The 18,334-nt window shown below is 33.2% G+C and carries 10 protein-coding genes and 1 CRISPR repeat array; of the genes, 5 read left to right on the top strand and 5 right to left on the bottom strand.

Annotated elements, in window-relative coordinates; translation table 11 throughout:
• The first annotated feature begins 403 nt into the window (after nucleotides 1-403).
• A protein-coding gene (prfB, locus tag FA046_RS01065; RefSeq protein WP_136824514.1) for a peptide chain release factor 2 occupies nucleotides 404-1,493 on the top strand; the annotation gives its coding sequence in 2 pieces (ribosomal slippage) (nucleotides 404-463 and nucleotides 465-1,493; 1,089 coding nt in all).
• A 4-nt stretch (nucleotides 1,494-1,497) separates the two neighbouring features.
• Nucleotides 1,498-2,412 (top strand): alpha/beta hydrolase, encoded by a 915-nt coding sequence (locus FA046_RS01060; RefSeq protein ID WP_136824513.1) that lies wholly within the window; start codon nucleotides 1,498-1,500, stop codon nucleotides 2,410-2,412.
• Between the two features lie 357 nt (nucleotides 2,413-2,769).
• Here the strand turns inward: FA046_RS01060 and FA046_RS01055 are convergent, their stop codons facing one another.
• The gene (locus tag FA046_RS01055) at nucleotides 2,770-3,627 is read right to left on the bottom strand and encodes a transglutaminase-like domain-containing protein (protein ID WP_136824512.1); all 858 of its coding nucleotides are present in this window, start codon (nucleotides 3,625-3,627) and stop codon (nucleotides 2,770-2,772) included.
• 79 nt (nucleotides 3,628-3,706) lie between these two features.
• Between FA046_RS01055 and FA046_RS01050 the strand changes: the two genes are divergently transcribed.
• From FA046_RS01050 to FA046_RS01040, 3 genes are all read left to right on the top strand, one after another.
• A complete protein-coding gene (locus FA046_RS01050) occupies nucleotides 3,707-4,492 on the top strand; it encodes an O-methyltransferase (RefSeq protein ID WP_136824511.1) in 786 nt (261 codons plus the stop codon).
• Between the two features lie 128 nt (nucleotides 4,493-4,620).
• Nucleotides 4,621-4,983 (top strand): BlaI/MecI/CopY family transcriptional regulator, encoded by a 363-nt coding sequence (locus FA046_RS01045; RefSeq protein ID WP_136824510.1) that lies wholly within the window; start codon nucleotides 4,621-4,623, stop codon nucleotides 4,981-4,983.
• A gap of 4 nt (nucleotides 4,984-4,987) precedes the next feature.
• Nucleotides 4,988-6,673: an N-acetylmuramoyl-L-alanine amidase gene (locus FA046_RS01040; protein WP_136824509.1), complete on the top strand. Its 1,686-nt coding sequence runs from the start codon at nucleotides 4,988-4,990 to the stop codon at nucleotides 6,671-6,673.
• Between the two features lie 420 nt (nucleotides 6,674-7,093).
• Here the strand turns inward: FA046_RS01040 and FA046_RS01035 are convergent, their stop codons facing one another.
• The 4 genes from FA046_RS01035 to cas9 form a co-directional block, all read right to left on the bottom strand.
• Nucleotides 7,094-7,390 (bottom strand): hypothetical protein, encoded by a 297-nt coding sequence (locus tag FA046_RS01035; RefSeq protein ID WP_136824508.1) that lies wholly within the window; start codon nucleotides 7,388-7,390, stop codon nucleotides 7,094-7,096.
• Between the two features lie 402 nt (nucleotides 7,391-7,792).
• Nucleotides 7,793-12,013: a CRISPR direct-repeat array (repeat unit 46 nt; unit sequence GTTGTGATTTGCTTTCATTCTTTGAAGAACTGATATTTACAACAAC).
• A 124-nt stretch (nucleotides 12,014-12,137) separates the two neighbouring features.
• Entirely contained in the window at nucleotides 12,138-12,467 is a 330-nt protein-coding gene (cas2, locus tag FA046_RS01030) for a CRISPR-associated endonuclease Cas2 (RefSeq protein ID WP_136824507.1), read from the bottom strand.
• A 2-nt stretch (nucleotides 12,468-12,469) separates the two neighbouring features.
• Nucleotides 12,470-13,501 (bottom strand): type II CRISPR-associated endonuclease Cas1, encoded by a 1,032-nt coding sequence (cas1, locus tag FA046_RS01025; RefSeq protein ID WP_136824506.1) that lies wholly within the window; start codon nucleotides 13,499-13,501, stop codon nucleotides 12,470-12,472.
• Entirely contained in the window at nucleotides 13,498-17,859 is a 4,362-nt protein-coding gene (cas9, locus tag FA046_RS01020; protein WP_136824505.1) for a type II CRISPR RNA-guided endonuclease Cas9, read from the bottom strand. The genes cas1 and cas9 overlap by 4 nt, the downstream gene beginning before the upstream one ends.
• Nucleotides 17,860-18,334: the final 475 nt, after the last annotated feature.

Below are 18,334 nucleotides of genomic sequence, written 5' to 3'. Positions count from 1 at the left end.
TGCCGCAATAGCCAAGGCGGAAAAAAAGCTAACGGAGGTTTTCTGCTTAGGCTTGATCGATTTGATTAATATCGAAGGTGAACGTCATTTTATATTGATTTATATGAAATATATTAAACCTCAGGGTGACATCTAACGACATTCAGGGTAAAGCCCAACTTCGTTTTGTGGACATTTATGAGAGCTGGCTTTGTAAGATTGTAAATGCCCGAGTTAAATAAACTTGATAGCAGTGGATACCGGCCAAGAGTTTAAGGCTGGGGCTGGTTTTGAGGGTAAGGAGCGCAGTATGAACAAATAGCAAGACTGACTTTAAAGGATGCTTAGAACCTTGCTTTTCCCTATTAAAATGAATGAACCATAAATTATTTATTGCTGCCTACATTTCTATTATATTTGCCGCATGACTAAAGAACAATTGCAGGATTTGAGAGACAGGGTAACGTCTCTGAGGAGGCATCTTTGACGTTGATGCTAAATTAGAAGCTTTAACCAGAGAGGAAGCCATTACCATGAGTCCCGAATTTTGGGACAAGCCAAAAGAAGCCGAAAAGGTTTTACACGCCATTAAATTGAAAAAAACCTGGACAGATGGGTTTGAACAGGTAGTTGCTGCTGTAGAAGATGCTGCGGTGATGCTGGAATTTCTACAAGCCGGAGATGCTACGGAAGAGGAGATGAAGGAGCAGTATGAAAGCGCTTTGGCAAAAATGGAAGATTTGGAGTTTAAAAACATGCTTTCGGCAGATGAAGATCAGTTAAGTGCGGTAGTCCAAATTACGGCAGGTGCAGGCGGTACAGAAAGTTGCGATTGGGCTGGTATGTTATTGCGGATGTACACCATGTGGGCACAAAAAAATGGCTATAAAGTAACTGAGCAGGATTACCAGGAGGGAGATGTGGCCGGTATTAAAACGGTAACTATTCAAATTGATGGTGATTTTTCTTATGGCTATTTAAAGGGTGAAAATGGGGTGCACCGATTAGTGCGTATTTCTCCGTTTGATGCTAATGCTAAGCGTCATACTTCTTTTGCATCGGTTTATGTTTACCCTTTGGTAGATGATACGATAGAAATTGACATTAACCCGGCTGAGGTGGAGTTTGAAACTTTTAGATCTGGTGGTGCTGGTGGGCAAAATGTAAATAAGGTAGAAACGGCGGTAAGGTTACATCACAAGCCTTCGGGAATTATTATTAAAAACCAAGAATCGCGTTCTCAGTTGCAAAATAAAGAAAATGCAATGCGCTTATTAAAATCTCAGCTTTATGAGATTGAACTGCGTAAAAAGATGGAAATTAGTAATGCCATTGAGGGAAATAAGAAGAAGATTGAGTGGGGCTCTCAAATAAGAAATTACGTTTTACATCCCTATAAATTGGTGAAAGATTTAAGAACAGATTATGAAACCTCTAATGCGCAAGCAGTTTTAGATGGTGATTTAGGCGAGTTTTTAAAAGCTTATTTAATGGAGTTTGGTGGAAATAATTAACAATATGAAAAAGTATACTTTAATTTTTAGTTTAATGCTGGCATTTGTTTCGGTAAAAGCGCAAAAAACAGAGGTCATTAATTTGTATCCTAATGGTGTGCCTAATGCTAAACAGGCTGCTGATTATGTAGAAAAAGCAGATACAGCTGCCGATGGTAAAATTAGAGTAGGTAAAGTTATAAAGCCACAACTTATTGCTTACTACCCAGCTCAACCTAATGGGGCGGCCGTAATTATTTGCCCCGGTGGTGGATATTCTATTTTAGCCATTAAACATGAGGGATATGATGTTGCGGAAGTATTTAATAAAATGGGCGTGACTGCTTTTGTGTTAAAATATCGTTTACCATCTGATTTAATTATGGTTGATAAAAGCATAGGGCCTTTGCAGGATGCGCAACAAGCTATAAAAATGGTGAGAGAAAATGCTTTAAAGTATAAAGTTAATCCTGCTAAAATAGGGATTATGGGTTTTTCTGCTGGTGGGCATTTGGCATCAACTTTAGGCACTCATTTTAACGAAGCAAAAATTGCTAATACAGAAAACACCAGTTTAAGACCTGATTTTATGGTGCTGTTATATCCGGTAATTTCTTTTGGAGAATTTGCACATAAAGGATCTAGAAATAATTTGATAGGCTTAAATCCAACTGAAGAGCAAGTGAAATTATACTCTAACGAATTACAGATTACTGCCAATACCCCGCCTACATTTTTAGCTCATGCTAATGATGATAAAACCGTACCATCAGAAAATAGCTTGTTTTTGGCTAGAGCTTTTAAGCAGGTGGGCGTAAAATGCGAATTGCATTTGTATCCTGCGGGTGGACATGGTTTTGGGTTAAACAACAAAACCACTTCAGACCAATGGATAGACCGATTGAAAAATTGGATGGCTGATGCTAAGTTGTTTGAATAATTTTAGCGAATGATTAATCCATAAAAAAATCAATCTGTATTTAATACGGATTGATTTTTTTTTGATGTATTGTTTTAGCCTGAATGAAGCAATAAAGATGTCTAATGAAGTGCGTTTATCTTTTTTATTGCCACCATTTCGATCTGTGACCTCCGTGAGCTTTGTGGTTTAGATTTTTTCATCATAGCTAAAGGATTTTAGCGGTTGTTTTATAGAACCTTAACCAAGTGTTTTTTTAGAACCACAGAGATTCAGAGGACACGGAGTTTAAAAGATAAATCTTTTTAAATAGACTAAACTAGGCCTCTATCTTGGCTGAAATCTATGGCGTATTTTGGGTTTAAGAGTAATTAATTCTTAGTCTTCTAATACCGTTAAAAGTTTTTGTAGCTCACTTACTTTTTCTTCTGCTCCGGCTTTTTCGTAAGAACTTATTAAATTTCTCAATACTCTTTTTAAAATATCAGTATTAGAGCAAGGCTGATAAAAAAGCTGTTCGGGTTCTATTTTTAGCTGACGTAAAAATTGGTCTATATCTCTTTTTCCAAAAATGTAGCCTTTGTTAAATACATTAATATAAAATAGGATTCCATTTTCTTCGTCGGTTTTTTCTAACTCATCTGTGTAAGCTAAAATAAAATGTTGCGGCAGGTTTACCCCATAAATTGGGATATCTAGCTTTTGAGCAATAATAGAATAAATGATAGCTAATGAAATTTGATTCCCTTTTTTGCTTTCCAATACCTGGCTCAGGTAAGAGTTTTGAGGGTCTTGGTGGTTAGCTGTATTCCCAGAAAAACCATAAACGTTATAAAAAATATGGTTAATGAGCTTTACTTTTTCTACCGGACTAGCCTCGTACATCATTTGAAGCCAAATATCCCTTTTAATGGCCTCTATCTGGTTAATAATTTTTTCTTCATTTAAATCAGGATATTGGTAGCGGTTAATAATTAAAATACCTCTTAACAAATCAAAACCACCACTTTGATACCATAATGCTAAATCTTCTTTTGCATTATTATATTGAATTTTATGTACCAAATTTTCTAATCGTTCCTGTAAAATGGCATCAAAAGATTTTTCCCATGCGCTTTCTAAGTAAGTAATTACCTGATTGCCATAAGATAAAAGCTTATCTTCTATGTGCTCAAAAATTTGTGGATCAGGATCATCCAACAATTTTATTAGAGACGCTATTTCTTTCTCGTTCATCTTTTTTGTTTTTAGACGCTTTTAGAATCTTTATTCCTTGTTCTTTACTCTTTGATCCTTAAAGCGTATTTTCGCAACCATGTTAAACAGTACTTTGTTCATCAATTATATCAAACACATCATCAGTGCTAAAACTCGCCATGGTGTGCATTCACCTTTTGTATATAAATTAATAGATGAAGTAATTTACGATTTTAAAGATAAATCTTCCTACAAAAACATAGAAGATTTACGTAAAAGGTTACTTAAAGATGAGCGAAGCATCACCATTACCGATTTAGGTGCTGGTTCACATGTAAATAATCAAAAACAAAAGCAAATAAAAACCTTAGCTAAAAATGCTTTAAAACCTAAAAAATTAGCGCAATTGCTTTATCGTTTAGCTAAAGAGTTTCAACCAAACAACATCATAGAATTAGGCACTTGTTTAGGCATTACCACTGGCTATTTTGGTAAGGCTGTTGCCGATGCAAAGATTTATACCTTAGAGGGCTGCCCCCAAACAGCCGCAATTGCTAAAGAAAATTTAGATCAGCTTAAGCTAAATGATATTGATGTGATTGTTGGCAATTTTGATGACACATTACCTCCAATTATTCAAAATTTAGCGCAATTAGACTTTGTTTTTGTAGATGGAAACCACCGCAAACAAGCTACATTAGATTATTTTGAATGGTGCTTGCCAAAAGTTCATGATCGCTCAGTAATGATTTTTGATGACATTTACTGGAGTGCCGGAATGAAAGAAGCCTGGGAGCAAATTAAAGCGCATCCACAAGTGAGTGTAAGCATTGATCTTTTTTGGATAGGCTTAGTATTTTTCAAAAAAGGGCAAGCTAAAGAAGATTTTAGAGTGAGGTTTTAATCAAATAACCGTGAAAATCAAAAATCATATTTTTGATTTTCACGGTTGGGTAAGTTATATAATTGATTAATCAGTTATATAACTGAAAAATAAGTTGTAAAACTGAATTATAAGTTTTACATTTGGTTATGGAAGAATTAACCAAAGCAGAAGAACGCATTATGCAGATATTTTGGAAGCTGCAAAAGGCATTTGTGAAAGATGTAATTGAAGAAATTGACGAAGAGCCTAAACCTCCCTATAATACCATTTCCTCTATTGTAAGAATATTAGAGAAAAAAGGTTATTTGTCTTACAAAGCCTATGGAAAAACGTATGAATATTTCCCTGCTATAGATAAAGACACTTACGGAAAGCAATCATTTAAAAAGTTTTTCGCTAACTATTTTGATAATTCTGCTTCAAGCCTGCTTTCTTTTATGGTAAAAGAAGAGCAATTATCAGAAAGTGATTTAGAGGAGATCAAAAAAATAATCAACCAAAATTCTTAAGCTTATGGAACTGTTTTTATACTTCGCAAAAGTGTCGGCTTGTACAGCAGTATTTTATTTTTTCTATCATTTTATACTCTCTAGGTTTACCTTCTTTAGTTTTAATAGATGGTATTTAATTGGGACATTGGTTTTAAGCTTTATTATTCCGCTGTTAAGCGTTACCGTAAAAAGAGAAGTAGTTTCTCCCTTAACCACTTTACAGCAAAGTGCAGGCGAAATTGCTATAAGTAATAGCCGGGGAAATGCCATGGACCCTGAGTATATTGATGGGGAACATACTGTGCTGAATCAGATCTCTTTAGAAGCGATATTGATGGCCCTTTATGTTTTGGTCTTTGCTATTTTATTGACCAAACTATTTATAGGCATAGGACACATATTATGGAAAAGTAGAAACTATGTTTATAAAGACCAGCTAAAGTACGTTTCAGTTTCACCCAATTGTAGCTTTAAAAACTCTTCTTTTTGTCATTATCTTTTTATTGATCAAAGCCTTCCTGAGAAAGTAAAGGAGCAAGTTATCCATCACGAAAAAATTCATATAAAGGCCTTTCATTTTATGGATAAACTAATTGCCCAATTATGTAAATGTGTACTTTGGTTTAATCCATTTGCGTATGCTTATTTAAATTCTATTGATGCCAATCACGAATATGAAGTTGATGCCAAAAGTGTATTGACTTTTGATAAAAGAACCTATGCCAGTTTAATTCTGAATTTAGCACAACCTTCTTCTCATTTATTTATTAACCATTTCAGCAAGTTGCCTTTAAAAAAAAGGATGCATATGCTGTTTAAAAAACCAAGCAATTACATGAAAAAACTCATTTATTTAACCGCTTTGCCATTGGTGATTATTTGCTGCATGGCTTTCATCAATCAAAAGGAAGTTTTCGTTTATATGCAGTCTCCAGCTAATTCTTTAAGTATTGCTGCTCATCAACAACCGAAAGAGACCATTAAGAAAACAGATTTAAGGTTTGAAAGTACGGTAAGCGCTAAACAGGCGAATATGCCGGAGAGCAATCTTAAAAGAGAATTAATAGCCGTTGTAGAAACCAAACAAATTTCAAGAATTAATACAATAAACTTTGCTTCACAAATGCCTGTCATTAAAAATCAAAGAACATTGGTAATTGATCCAGGTCATGGAGGAAAAGATGGTGCTACCAAAAGTGTTACAGGTATTTTAGAAAAAGACATGACGCTTAATGCTGCTTTTATTTTAAAAGAAGAAGCAGAGAAAAGAGGAATTAGAGTGGTGTTGACTAGAACGAAAGATGAATATTTAGGGCTATATGAAAGAAGAAACAGAGGTATTGATGGAGATGCATTTATTTCATTACATTTTAATTCAATGCCAATAGAAAGGGCTTCAAAATATCCAAATGTTTTTAATGGGATAGAAGTTTATGTAAGTGTTGAAGCCAAGGCAGGTGACAAACTAAAAGAATCTAAAATGTTTGGAAATCAGGTTTTAAAATCCTTGAAGAATATAAAGGGCATTACGGTTAGAGATTCTTTAAAAGAGCAGTCATTAGCTGTTTTATCCGATGCTTTAGTTCCATCCATATTGGTAGAGATGGGAAATATAAGTTTTCGGGATAGCTTTAATTTTGTGAATGATGAAGTTCATATCAGAAAAATTTGCAACCTAATCTTAGACGGTTATGAAACTGGGTGCTAAACATTAAGAATAGATACTTAAAATAGTGTGTTTGAGTATAGAAAAGCCTTGTTTTTAAGAAAAAGCAAGGCTTTTTCTTTTACCTATAGAGGACTTTATGCCGTATTTATAAGCTTTATGTTTTTGAAGGGTTTATTTTAAAAAGGGATAAAAAAACGATCATCTTTCGGTATCCCTTTTGGTTTCCTTTTGACCTTGTTCGGTGATCCTACGTTGGCCAACGTAGGATGGCAAAAGGAGTCCAGAACAAGACTATATCCCTTCCCGAAGAGATGGTGTTTGTTACTCTTTCAATTTTTGCATAAATTCTTTTGATTTGAAGATGGGGGATTTGAAGATTTGAAAATTTGCTGATTTGAAGATGTGCCAATTTATGATTTCGTTGAACCCAACAAATTGATTAAGATTATTTATTTCGTTCTACGTTTTATGCTGCATAAATTCTTTAATTAAAGCGTGGTATAGTGTTCCAGTACGGTCTATTAGGCGTTTTTCTGCCAGCATCTTTAATTCGGGCTTGGCTTTAATGTTTTGCGCATAAGCCACCGCATCAGCAAATTTACTTTTGGCTGCCAATTGTGCGGCAGTAGGTTTTACTTTGCTCATGTCTGGGTAAGCAGTAATAATGGTGCGGTCTCCGGGATATTGCTTTACCACAATGGTTTTACCAATTTGCCCGCTAAAACCTTTGAGTAAGGGATTTTTACTTGTAGCCATATTTTAATGTGTTTGATAAACTAAATTTAGCTTATTTTTAAAAATATTACTATTTTTATTTCTATCCATTCGTTGATCAGGTGTGCTACTGGTCTTGTCTCTTCGTTATCCCTTAGTGTTCTCGGCTTCATCCTACGTTTATCCTATAGTTGTAGTATGGTGGTTGGTTATATTAGGCCTTGTTTCGTGTCCTCACGAAACAGCATTTTTATTGAAATTTAAGATCAGTTTGTGGGGACACGAACCATGGCTTCAGTATAATTATGCCTAGTTGTGATTTGCTTTTTTCATTAGTTTTCATTGTTTTTTTAAGGTATTCAAGAACTCCGCAAGCTCCGTTTCATTCTTTGAGAATCTGAGATTTACAACAACTTTCTTGATATAAGTATGCGGTTGATTCTGGTTGTGATTTGCTTTCATTCTTTGAAGAACTGATATTTACAACAACAGCAGATATGGGTTATCAATATGTGGCGCCGTTGTGATTTGCTTTCATTCTTTGAAGAACTGATATTTACAACAACGAGCATTCAATTTTAGTGCATAATTCATTTGTTGTGATTTGCTTTCATTCTTTGAAGAACTGATATTTACAACAACGGTATTTTAGAAGTTTGTGTGATACACACCGTTGTGATTTGCTTTCATTCTTTGAAGAACTGATATTTACAACAACACGGCAAAGTTGAGAACCTTGTAAATCATCGTTGTGATTTGCTTTCATTCTTTGAAGAACTGATATTTACAACAACATACTTTAAAAATAATAACGCTGGCAATGTGTTGTGATTTGCTTTCATTCTTTGAAGAACTGATATTTACAACAACAAAAATAAAAGAAAGAGTTCTAGAATCAAGTTGTGATTTGCTTTCATTCTTTGAAGAACTGATATTTACAACAACAGCGTTTAATATTATTCCTGCTCATACCCAGTTGTGATTTGCTTTCATTCTTTGAAGAACTGATATTTACAACAACTAGGCTTGCACATTATTGAAGATGATTTAAGTTGTGATTTGCTTTCATTCTTTGAAGAACTGATATTTACAACAACTTATCAAAGAATAGATAAGCTAAGATATATGTTGTGATTTGCTTTCATTCTTTGAAGAACTGATATTTACAACAACCACTTTGGAAGAAAGACTATTTATACATTAGTTGTGATTTGCTTTCATTCTTTGAAGAACTGATATTTACAACAACAAAGAGCTTCGCCACCGTAATACATGACATGTTGTGATTTGCTTTCATTCTTTGAAGAACTGATATTTACAACAACACGCAACAGTAATAGTTAATACATTGCTTTGTTGTGATTTGCTTTCATTCTTTGAAGAACTGATATTTACAACAACTCAAATAAGCAGAAAGTTAGCGTCCGTTCGTTGTGATTTGCTTTCATTCTTTGAAGAACTGATATTTACAACAACAGACCAAGTCATTTCAATATCTTCAATAGTGTTGTGATTTGCTTTCATTCTTTGAAGAACTGATATTTACAACAACATCCTGACAAATTAAGTAAGAATCTTCATTGTTGTGATTTGCTTTCATTCTTTGAAGAACTGATATTTACAACAACTACAACCAAAGCCATGCAAGTAAGCTTGTAGTTGTGATTTGCTTTCATTCTTTGAAGAACTGATATTTACAACAACAATGAGTGCTAAAATAATGCCTAATTTATGTTGTGATTTGCTTTCATTCTTTGAAGAACTGATATTTACAACAACGCAGGAACTAAAACAAAGCCATTGGCCAGTGTTGTGATTTGCTTTCATTCTTTGAAGAACTGATATTTACAACAACGATAAAAAAAGAAACTTCTTTGTCTCCCATGTTGTGATTTGCTTTCATTCTTTGAAGAACTGATATTTACAACAACCTTGTAATTATAAATCATTGTCTTTTAAATGTTGTGATTTGCTTTCATTCTTTGAAGAACTGATATTTACAACAACTATGTTTGACAGGTAACACCTGGGGCGGGTGTTGTGATTTGCTTTCATTCTTTGAAGAACTGATATTTACAACAACCTTCTGAAAGACATAAATTAGATGCTATTGTTGTGATTTGCTTTCATTCTTTGAAGAACTGATATTTACAACAACTCACTATTATTTTTTCCTGAATCATTTAATGTTGTGATTTGCTTTCATTCTTTGAAGAACTGATATTTACAACAACTCTACCATAACTTAAAAAACCATGTTTATAGTTGTGATTTGCTTTCATTCTTTGAAGAACTGATATTTACAACAACATTTAAAATGCCTACTGTCTGGTTGCCCTTGTTGTGATTTGCTTTCATTCTTTGAAGAACTGATATTTACAACAACAGAAAGTTTATTATTACTGGGACTCAAGATGTTGTGATTTGCTTTCATTCTTTGAAGAACTGATATTTACAACAACTCGGTAAATTGGACACCTTGTTAACACCGGGTTGTGATTTGCTTTCATTCTTTGAAGAACTGATATTTACAACAACAAGGAAGTACAATTGGATTTACAGAACATGGTTGTGATTTGCTTTCATTCTTTGAAGAACTGATATTTACAACAACGATTACCTGTCTCGAATAGTGCCATTTATCGTTGTGATTTGCTTTCATTCTTTGAAGAACTGATATTTACAACAACTATTGTTCCGGTTGAAAAATGGTATAACCCGTTGTGATTTGCTTTCATTCTTTGAAGAACTGATATTTACAACAACGCCACTAATGCGATGCCTCTTTGCGCTAAGGTTGTGATTTGCTTTCATTCTTTGAAGAACTGATATTTACAACAACTAATAAAGGTATCTTGAAGCTGAGTTGTTTGTTGTGATTTGCTTTCATTCTTTGAAGAACTGATATTTACAACAACGTTGGATTGAAAGCAAATCACATCACCACCTGGTGTTGTGATTTGCTTTCATTCTTTGAAGAACTGATATTTACAACAACTAGTAACCCCTACCCCCCAATTTCCGCTATGTTGTGATTTGCTTTCATTCTTTGAAGAACTGATATTTACAACAACCCGATAGCAATCCGCAATATCCGCAAGAGGGTTGTGATTTGCTTTCATTCTTTGAAGAACTGATATTTACAACAACAACACGCTTTAAATCAGTTGTTTGAGCTATGTTGTGATTTGCTTTCATTCTTTGAAGAACTGATATTTACAACAACGTTCAACCGAGCATTTTGCAAACCATGTGTGTTGTGATTTGCTTTCATTCTTTGAAGAACTGATATTTACAACAACTCAGTAAAAACAATATTAGAGCTTAAAGCTGTTGTGATTTGCTTTCATTCTTTGAAGAACTGATATTTACAACAACCATCAGCTGTAACTTTAGCATATATCGATGTTGTGATTTGCTTTCATTCTTTGAAGAACTGATATTTACAACAACTTAATTATTGCCTCATTCGGCTCGTTTGCTGTTGTGATTTGCTTTCATTCTTTGAAGAACTGATATTTACAACAACACGCAACAGTAATACTCAATACATTACTTTGTTGTGATTTGCTTTCATTCTTTGAAGAACTGATATTTACAACAACATATGCCTTTTACATTATTTGTGATAATTTGTTGTGATTTGCTTTCATTCTTTGAAGAACTGATATTTACAACAACACGGGTCTTCTACTTACTACTGTATAGTTGTTGTGATTTGCTTTCATTCTTTGAAGAACTGATATTTACAACAACTCTAAGATATAAGGAACAGAACTTCCAATAGTTGTGATTTGCTTTCATTCTTTGAAGAACTGATATTTACAACAACTTTCCGCTTAAAGTTTTGATTCCATCTGTTGTTGTGATTTGCTTTCATTCTTTGAAGAACTGATATTTACAACAACAGAATTAAGAAATCCAAAACATGAAAACATGTTGTGATTTGCTTTCATTCTTTGAAGAACTGATATTTACAACAACAAATTAGGTTTAATGGAAAGAGTTTTTGTCGTTGTGATTTGCTTTCATTCTTTGAAGAACTGATATTTACAACAACAATATTGCCTAAATGATAGCCTTTTTGATGTTGTGATTTGCTTTCATTCTTTGAAGAACTGATATTTACAACAACATTTAGTGTTACAACCAAAACATCATTCACGTTGTGATTTGCTTTCATTCTTTGAAGAACTGATATTTACAACAACTATAAGGTTTACCGCTCCAAATGCGAGGGCGTTGTGATTTGCTTTCATTCTTTGAAGAACTGATATTTACAACAACTTGTTAATTGACTATTAATTATTGACTAGAGTTGTGATTTGCTTTCATTCTTTGAAGAACTGATATTTACAACAACACAAATGGCAAAAAGATTCACTGATACTGGTTGTGATTTGCTTTCATTCTTTGAAGAACTGATATTTACAACAACAACAATTTGCTTACATAGAATATAAAATCCGTTGTGATTTGCTTTCATTCTTTGAAGAACTGATATTTACAACAACTGCGCCACATTATTAACCGAAAGCTTATCGTTGTGATTTGCTTTCATTCTTTGAAGAACTGATATTTACAACAACGAAAATGCCTTTTACAAATCGGAGAAACTCGTTGTGATTTGCTTTCATTCTTTGAAGAACTGATATTTACAACAACATAGGTGGTCTTATTTTGCTGTTAATCAGTTTGTTGTATTTAAAATTAGAATTTAAAAAATCGAAGGGTTTTATGCTCTTCGATTTTTATTCTAATGAAATTTTCAGGCTATAGTGCTAATATTTTAAAATAATTCTAGCTGTTGAGGAGTATCAGGCAAACTTTTTTCTTCTTTTCCATAAAATAATTCCATCATCCCAAATTGTTTATCCGTAATTGTCATGATGCCTATATGGCCTTTGGATGGTAATAATCTTTTGACTCTTTTAATGTGCACATCTGCATTTTCACGGCTGCTGCAATGTCTTAAATAAATAGAAAACTGAAACATCGCAAAACCATCACGCATAATTTCTTTACGAAACTTACTTGCAGTGCTTCGTTCTTTTTTGGTTTCTGTTGGGAGGTCGAAAAATACTAATACCCACAAAATTCTATATTCATTAAGGCGCATGTTTAAAATGGCAATGGCTCATCATCATCAGCATTTTGCTTATTCAATTTCATCTCCTCTTCGGCAGCTAAGCTAATATGATCTTCGTTTTTATAAAGTTTTGCTTTTTTTGCTTCAAAGTCTTTCAATATGGGGTAGTTAATTTTTCTTATACCGCCTTCATAACATTTAGCTAAAGAGGCGGTGGTATATTGTACGCCTACCATTAAAGGGCTGGTTCCTCTTTCAAAACTTACATCTACACTGGCAATGTTTAATAACTGACTTTTTATAGCAGGAGATAGGTCTAAAAAGTTTTCACCCTTATCAATAATTTTTAAAACAATTTGGTCTACAAATGGGCGATAAGGTTCCATCACATCATCTGCCAAGCAATAGGCATTGTATTTATTTTTATGATGAATGCCTAAAGTGGGTATTAAGCCAGAAGAAACTATACCTCGAGCCACAATAGCTCTTAATATGGCATAACCATAATTGAGTAAATTATTGGGTGGGTCGCCCTCTCTCCCTCTAAAAAAGTCGATCTTTTTAGGGAAAACGTTTTTCCAATAATAAGCTGCTGCCCTGCCTTCGTAATTATCCGGGTCGCCACTTTTTACCGCCTTTGCCCAATGGATCATATTATCGCAAGCAATGCCTCTTTCAAATAATACCGCCGCTTGGTTTAATATTTTAGCTTGAATAGTTTGTTGCCAAAGTTGCTTTTTTAAAGGTTGTGTTGCTTCAATCTGGTATTTATATCTTTCGCTTTGGGTATGATGCCCATCCATGGGTAATAATAAGCCTACCGGATGATGTGTATGGTTACAGGTAATTAAAGCCACATTATTAGCCAACAGTGCCGCCATACAAGCATGGGTAATGGTAATTTGTTGATGGTCTAAAATCACAATCCCTATATCTTCTATAGGGATGTGCTTTTTACTCTCTTTTTCTCCTAAACTTTTTAAATGAGGTAAGTCTATTTGTAATTGTTGGTCTTTTAAATTTAAATAGGAGGGGTTGCTAAAATAAAGGGTTCGTTTGATCATATAACTATAGAAATACTTCCTAGTCTGTCAATATTCAACTTCACACAACTGTCCTTTATCATAACTCCATGAAGACTTCTTTCCATCTTATTTAATGCTGAATATTCAACTTTATTTACAATAGTTGTAGCTAATTCTTGCTTAACAAAAAAGCATTGAACACCAGAGGAACTTACCATTTTGTATATATTCTCTCTTTCGCCCTTTAGGGAATTATTTATGCTAACTTCATTATCTTCAAATAATAACTCATGGTTTGGCACATAAACCAAATCATTTGGCGAAAGATGAAATAATAGTTTTTCACTTTTATTATTTTCTAAAGGAACAGAGTTTAAGCCTTGTTTTTGCCTTTCAATAACAATATTTAGAGGAATAGTCTCATAACTTCTTTTACCTTTTTCATCTTGGTAAATTGCAAAAAAGAGATTTGTACCCTTGGCTGCTTCTACAAATTTGTATTTTTTATTGCCAGTTTGACCTAATGGAAATTTGCTGCCTAATTCAAAAACTCTGGCTTTATAAATAGGTTGATGATTTTTATTGTCGTTATATTTTCTGATATTTTTATTCATATCTTCAATACCTTCCGGAGAAAAAGCTAATTCTGGATCATTTCCTTTGCTGATAAGATAATTCTTTAAGATTTTTTGAATTCCAGTATCTGTAATAGATTCAATGGTTTTAAAATTGAAGGAGGTGTCAATTCTTTTTCTTGTCGCGGTTAAAATCTTACCATTAGGTATTTTAACTCTATCCAATTTAACAAGTCCCGAAACTGTATCTTTATGCATAGACTTACGAATTGCCCAACTGTCCCCATTAGTTTGTGGTACTAAATCTTTCTTAAACTTTCCATCTTTACCAATTCTTAAATTGTTGTTTTCGTCTTTGTAACTCTCATAGCTATTTGTTGTTTTATTAATAACACGAAGATTTTGTTTAAAACTTACTATTATATTTTCTAAGCTATTTCGAGCATCAACCGTGAAACTGTCCCAAGGTTTAAAAAACTCTTTAAAGGCTTCTTTTTGCTTTTGTTCTTTCTGGTTGAAATAAGGTTCTTTCCGCCTAAGTTTGTGTTGTAAATCGTATCGTTTTGTTTGTGATTTTGCCGATTGGTTATTTAATAAATTAATATGATCTCTAGACGCACAGGCAATTACTAAAGCATCCATAGCATGATGTCTATGATCGATTCTTTTCTTTTGAAAACCCTTTGAAAATTCTAAGGGTATTGTAGGGAGAAATTTTTGATGATTTGCATTCCATGCTGTAAAAGCTGTAGAGTCTGTTAATTTATTCATTCTTTCGAAACGTGGCAAGATCAAATCATTCCATACATCATTTAAGCCCCAATCTCTTTTAAGTTCTGTAGTGATTTTTCCATTTCCTGGTAATACATTCTTCGAATTTACGCCATCATCGTTGCTTTCTTCACGTACGAGATTTGATAAAAGGGCAGAGATGAATTTACTAATGTAACGTGTATCATTTAGCTGTCGTTCAATCATTTTATCTGGAATTTCTTCCAACATTAGCTTATTTTTCTTCCCTCTGTTTTTACTATAGTTTTCTTTTACAAATGTTTCATATTCATCTTCACCAAAGACAGTTACTTGCCTACCAAAGCCAGTAGGCACAATCTCACCGTGATGATTTTTAATAAACTCAAGGCCTAGCTGCTTATCTTTTAGTTTATTGACAGCCGACTCACAAATGACCTTATTACTGAAACTATCATCAAAATATCTTGATTGAGGAATGATATGTTCAATTTCATACTCTGGTGTAAACAATTTATTTAATGGGATAATTTCTCCAGTGTAAGGTGAACGGTATTTTTGTTCTAACCATAGTTTATAACGTTTTAATTCTGAACTTGATGGTTGAGCAGTTTTACTAATCTTTAAATATTCATCATCAATTTCTATATTTGAGTTGAGTACACCATCTTCATAAATCTTCAAAATTTCTTGCTGCATTGGAGAGAATGGGCGCACATTTTCAACATTGCTATCATTTAGTAGTTCTGTAAGTAAAGCCTTTATCCTTAAATTAGTGTTTTCATTTTCTGTTATCTGATTAGTAAGTTGCTTTCTGCCATCAGCGGTATTTTTCATTTCACGGCCAAGCTCTACGTGTATTTCTTTAAAGAAATCTTTTGCACCAGCTCCGTATTTCTTCCAAATATCTTTCACTACTCGAAGTGTTTCGGTAATTACTTGCTCTACAATCGGATTTCTTAAGGAATGCTGCTTAAATTCTTTAAGATAGGTTTCTAAGTCGCTGACAGTATTCCATTTACCTAAATTCACAGCTTCCGAGTGACGTCCATAAACAATATACTGTGCCAACCAAAGTTGTAAGCCTTGAAAATGATCTTCAGTTGTTAAATTAATTGATTTCTCTCTTACTCTATCTTTTATACTTTCATCAAATTCTCCAGTAATTATTTTACTAATTCTTTCCTGACTTTTATGGTCTATAGTATTCCAGTCCCAATGTTTACCTATTCGAATTAATGGTAAAAGTTTTTTAATAGCCTTTTCAGAAAAAGAACCATATTCACTTTTGAATGGGGGAAACTTTTTGAAGTTATCTACAAAGGAATTAACATCTAAATTGTGTTTTTGGGCAAAAGTATTTAAGGCTTTTTCATAATCAATTTTATCAGTTACCGAATAGATGATATGCCATAGCTTTTGTTCCATTTCAGAGGTCAAAAAATCATCAGAAATATTCTCTATTTTAGATAATCTATAGCGTATTTGTGATCCTGTTTCATTACATGGGTAAATCTTATCAGGAACAAAATTCCAACGGTACTTTGCCACTTCTGCGGATAATAGTTTGCTTTTATATCCTTTTTGTTCCAATAAAAACTTAAGTAAAATATCTTGTTTGATTTCCTTTTTACTAAATAAAAAATTGAAAAGATTCTCGTAATCCTCAATGTTTTCTAAAAGTTTAGTACTTACATTTATATCATTTTCTTTTGTATAAATGCCTAAGTTGTAAATCCACTGCCATAAGCGAAACTCCTGATAAAGTGGGTGTGATTTTGGAATTGCTTTGAGATTATTAGTTTGTTCTACTCCATTTTCGTCTTTATACTTCCTAAACTCTAAAGTGCAGCTGCTGATAGATGACTTTTGACTTCGTAGTGGCCGCTGATAAAAAATAATATCATCTGTTAACAAATGAACAATATCTTTTTTGCCTAATGAGGTTTGATGAGCTTCATTATTACGATATAATTCTCTCACACATTCAATATATAAATCCATATCATTCAATTCTGGATGAAATACTTGTTGTGCTTTTAGTATGGCCTTTAATTCTTCTTTATAAAATTTGCGCTCAATAGTTCTAACTAATTTTCCTTTAATTTTTTGTTTAGGATTTTGTAGTAGCGCTTCGTAAATGTAAGTGCCGACAGTCTTTTTAGAGTGGATAATTTCTTGTTCTGTTTTCTTTTTTAGTAAAGTCCAATCGTCTTCACTTGGAGCTCTAAAACTTCTCTTTTCACTACCTTCTTTATCGGTTTTAACAGATCCGTCATCATTCAGGTCAGTTGTGACTATAAAGTCACGCACTTTATCTTTCCAATCGAACAAAGGGGTTTTACTAGAACGTCTGTATATCCATCCATTTTCTAAAATTAAAGAATACCAAATTTCTGATTTACCTTTTAGTGTATCATCAGCAATTACATCACTAATTTTGAGTGAATGAAACTCAATTAACTTGTTCGGATTTTCCTCTTCTTCCTCTCCACGTAGTTGATAATATCCTCGCTTTTGATTAAAATTTAGAATTAACCAAGCCAACTCGTTCTTCTCTATTTTCTCAGTTAAAGCCTTCTTTCTTAGGTAGTAAATTGTCCAGTCGTAAGGAATTAATTTATCTTCTCCTTTTTCATTGACTAATATTTGAGGTTGATGTTGTTTAAAGTCGGTTAGCATTTCTTCAAAAGATTTCTTGAAGATGAAGTTCTTCTCATCATAAGCCAGTTTTGGTTCTGTTTCATCAATAAACTTTCCTAAGCGCTTTTCGAAATCAATTTGATTGGCATAATGCTTTGGTAAAAATCCCAGAACATTTATTACACGATGTAATCTTTCTCTCCTTAAAAGGTAGCGCTCCCGAATACGTCGAATACCTCTAAAATTTGTTCTGTCTGCAGTTTGTGAAATAGAGTTCCCTTTTCCAAATTCATCTTTGATATCTTGTGTCATAGGTATAATACGGCTACCCATTCCTATAATATTTCCTTTTTTGTTATCGAAATCTTGCTCGATTAAAGCCCAACCAATACTGTTGGTCCCTAAATCAAGCCCTAAAATTGTTTTCATAAGCATAATGTTTTTGAGGTATTTTTAAATGTGTTTTAAATAGTTTGGTGAAATGGAGGTATTTATTTCTTGTAAGGTCCTGAAAATAAAACTAAAAAGAAAAAATATTTTAAAATTTTCATTAAATATTTTTTAATGAAAATAATTTCTAAATTTGAATTGAAAGCAAATCACAATAAGGATTATTCCGTTGTGAAAACATTTAAAGCGGGGATAAAACCTCGCTTTCTTTATTTATAAGGTTTTTATTGAAAAATTAAGATGTCAAGTTTTCGGTTCTTATACTAAGCAGGATAAAGATAAATATAGGTTCGTGAGGACACGAACCTAGGCTTTAGTTGTTTTTGAAGGTATTCAGCGAGTTGAGAAAGGGGGAATACTCCGTTGCAGCTTTAAGAGAGATGTTATTGAATGCTTTAGTCCATCGTAATTATATGGGCAGTATAATTCAGAATAGAATGTCTGATAAATGTAC

The organism is Pedobacter cryophilus (assembly GCF_005116455.1).
Classification (GTDB): Bacteria; Bacteroidota; Bacteroidia; order Sphingobacteriales; family Sphingobacteriaceae; genus Pseudopedobacter; species Pseudopedobacter cryophilum.
Note: the sequence above shows the minus strand (reverse complement) of the source record. Positions and strands in the feature narration are given on the sequence as shown.

Bases quoted from the DNA above. Each gene is read 5' to 3' on its own strand.
- FA046_RS01060 (WP_136824513.1), top strand. From the start codon at position 1,498: ATGAAAAAGTATACTTTAATTTTTAGTTTAATGCTGGCATTTGTTTCG.
- FA046_RS01055 (WP_136824512.1), bottom strand. From the start codon at position 3,627: ATGAACGAGAAAGAAATAGCGTCTCTAATAAAATTGTTGGATGATCCT.
- FA046_RS01050 (WP_136824511.1), top strand. From the start codon at position 3,707: ATGTTAAACAGTACTTTGTTCATCAATTATATCAAACACATCATCAGT.
- FA046_RS01045 (WP_136824510.1), top strand. From the start codon at position 4,621: ATGGAAGAATTAACCAAAGCAGAAGAACGCATTATGCAGATATTTTGG.
- FA046_RS01040 (WP_136824509.1), top strand. From the start codon at position 4,988: ATGGAACTGTTTTTATACTTCGCAAAAGTGTCGGCTTGTACAGCAGTA.
- FA046_RS01035 (WP_136824508.1), bottom strand. From the start codon at position 7,390: ATGGCTACAAGTAAAAATCCCTTACTCAAAGGTTTTAGCGGGCAAATT.
- cas2 (WP_136824507.1), bottom strand. From the start codon at position 12,467: ATGCGCCTTAATGAATATAGAATTTTGTGGGTATTAGTATTTTTCGAC.
- cas1 (WP_136824506.1), bottom strand. From the start codon at position 13,501: ATGATCAAACGAACCCTTTATTTTAGCAACCCCTCCTATTTAAATTTA.
- cas9 (WP_136824505.1), bottom strand. From the start codon at position 17,859: ATGAAAACAATTTTAGGGCTTGATTTAGGGACCAACAGTATTGGTTGG.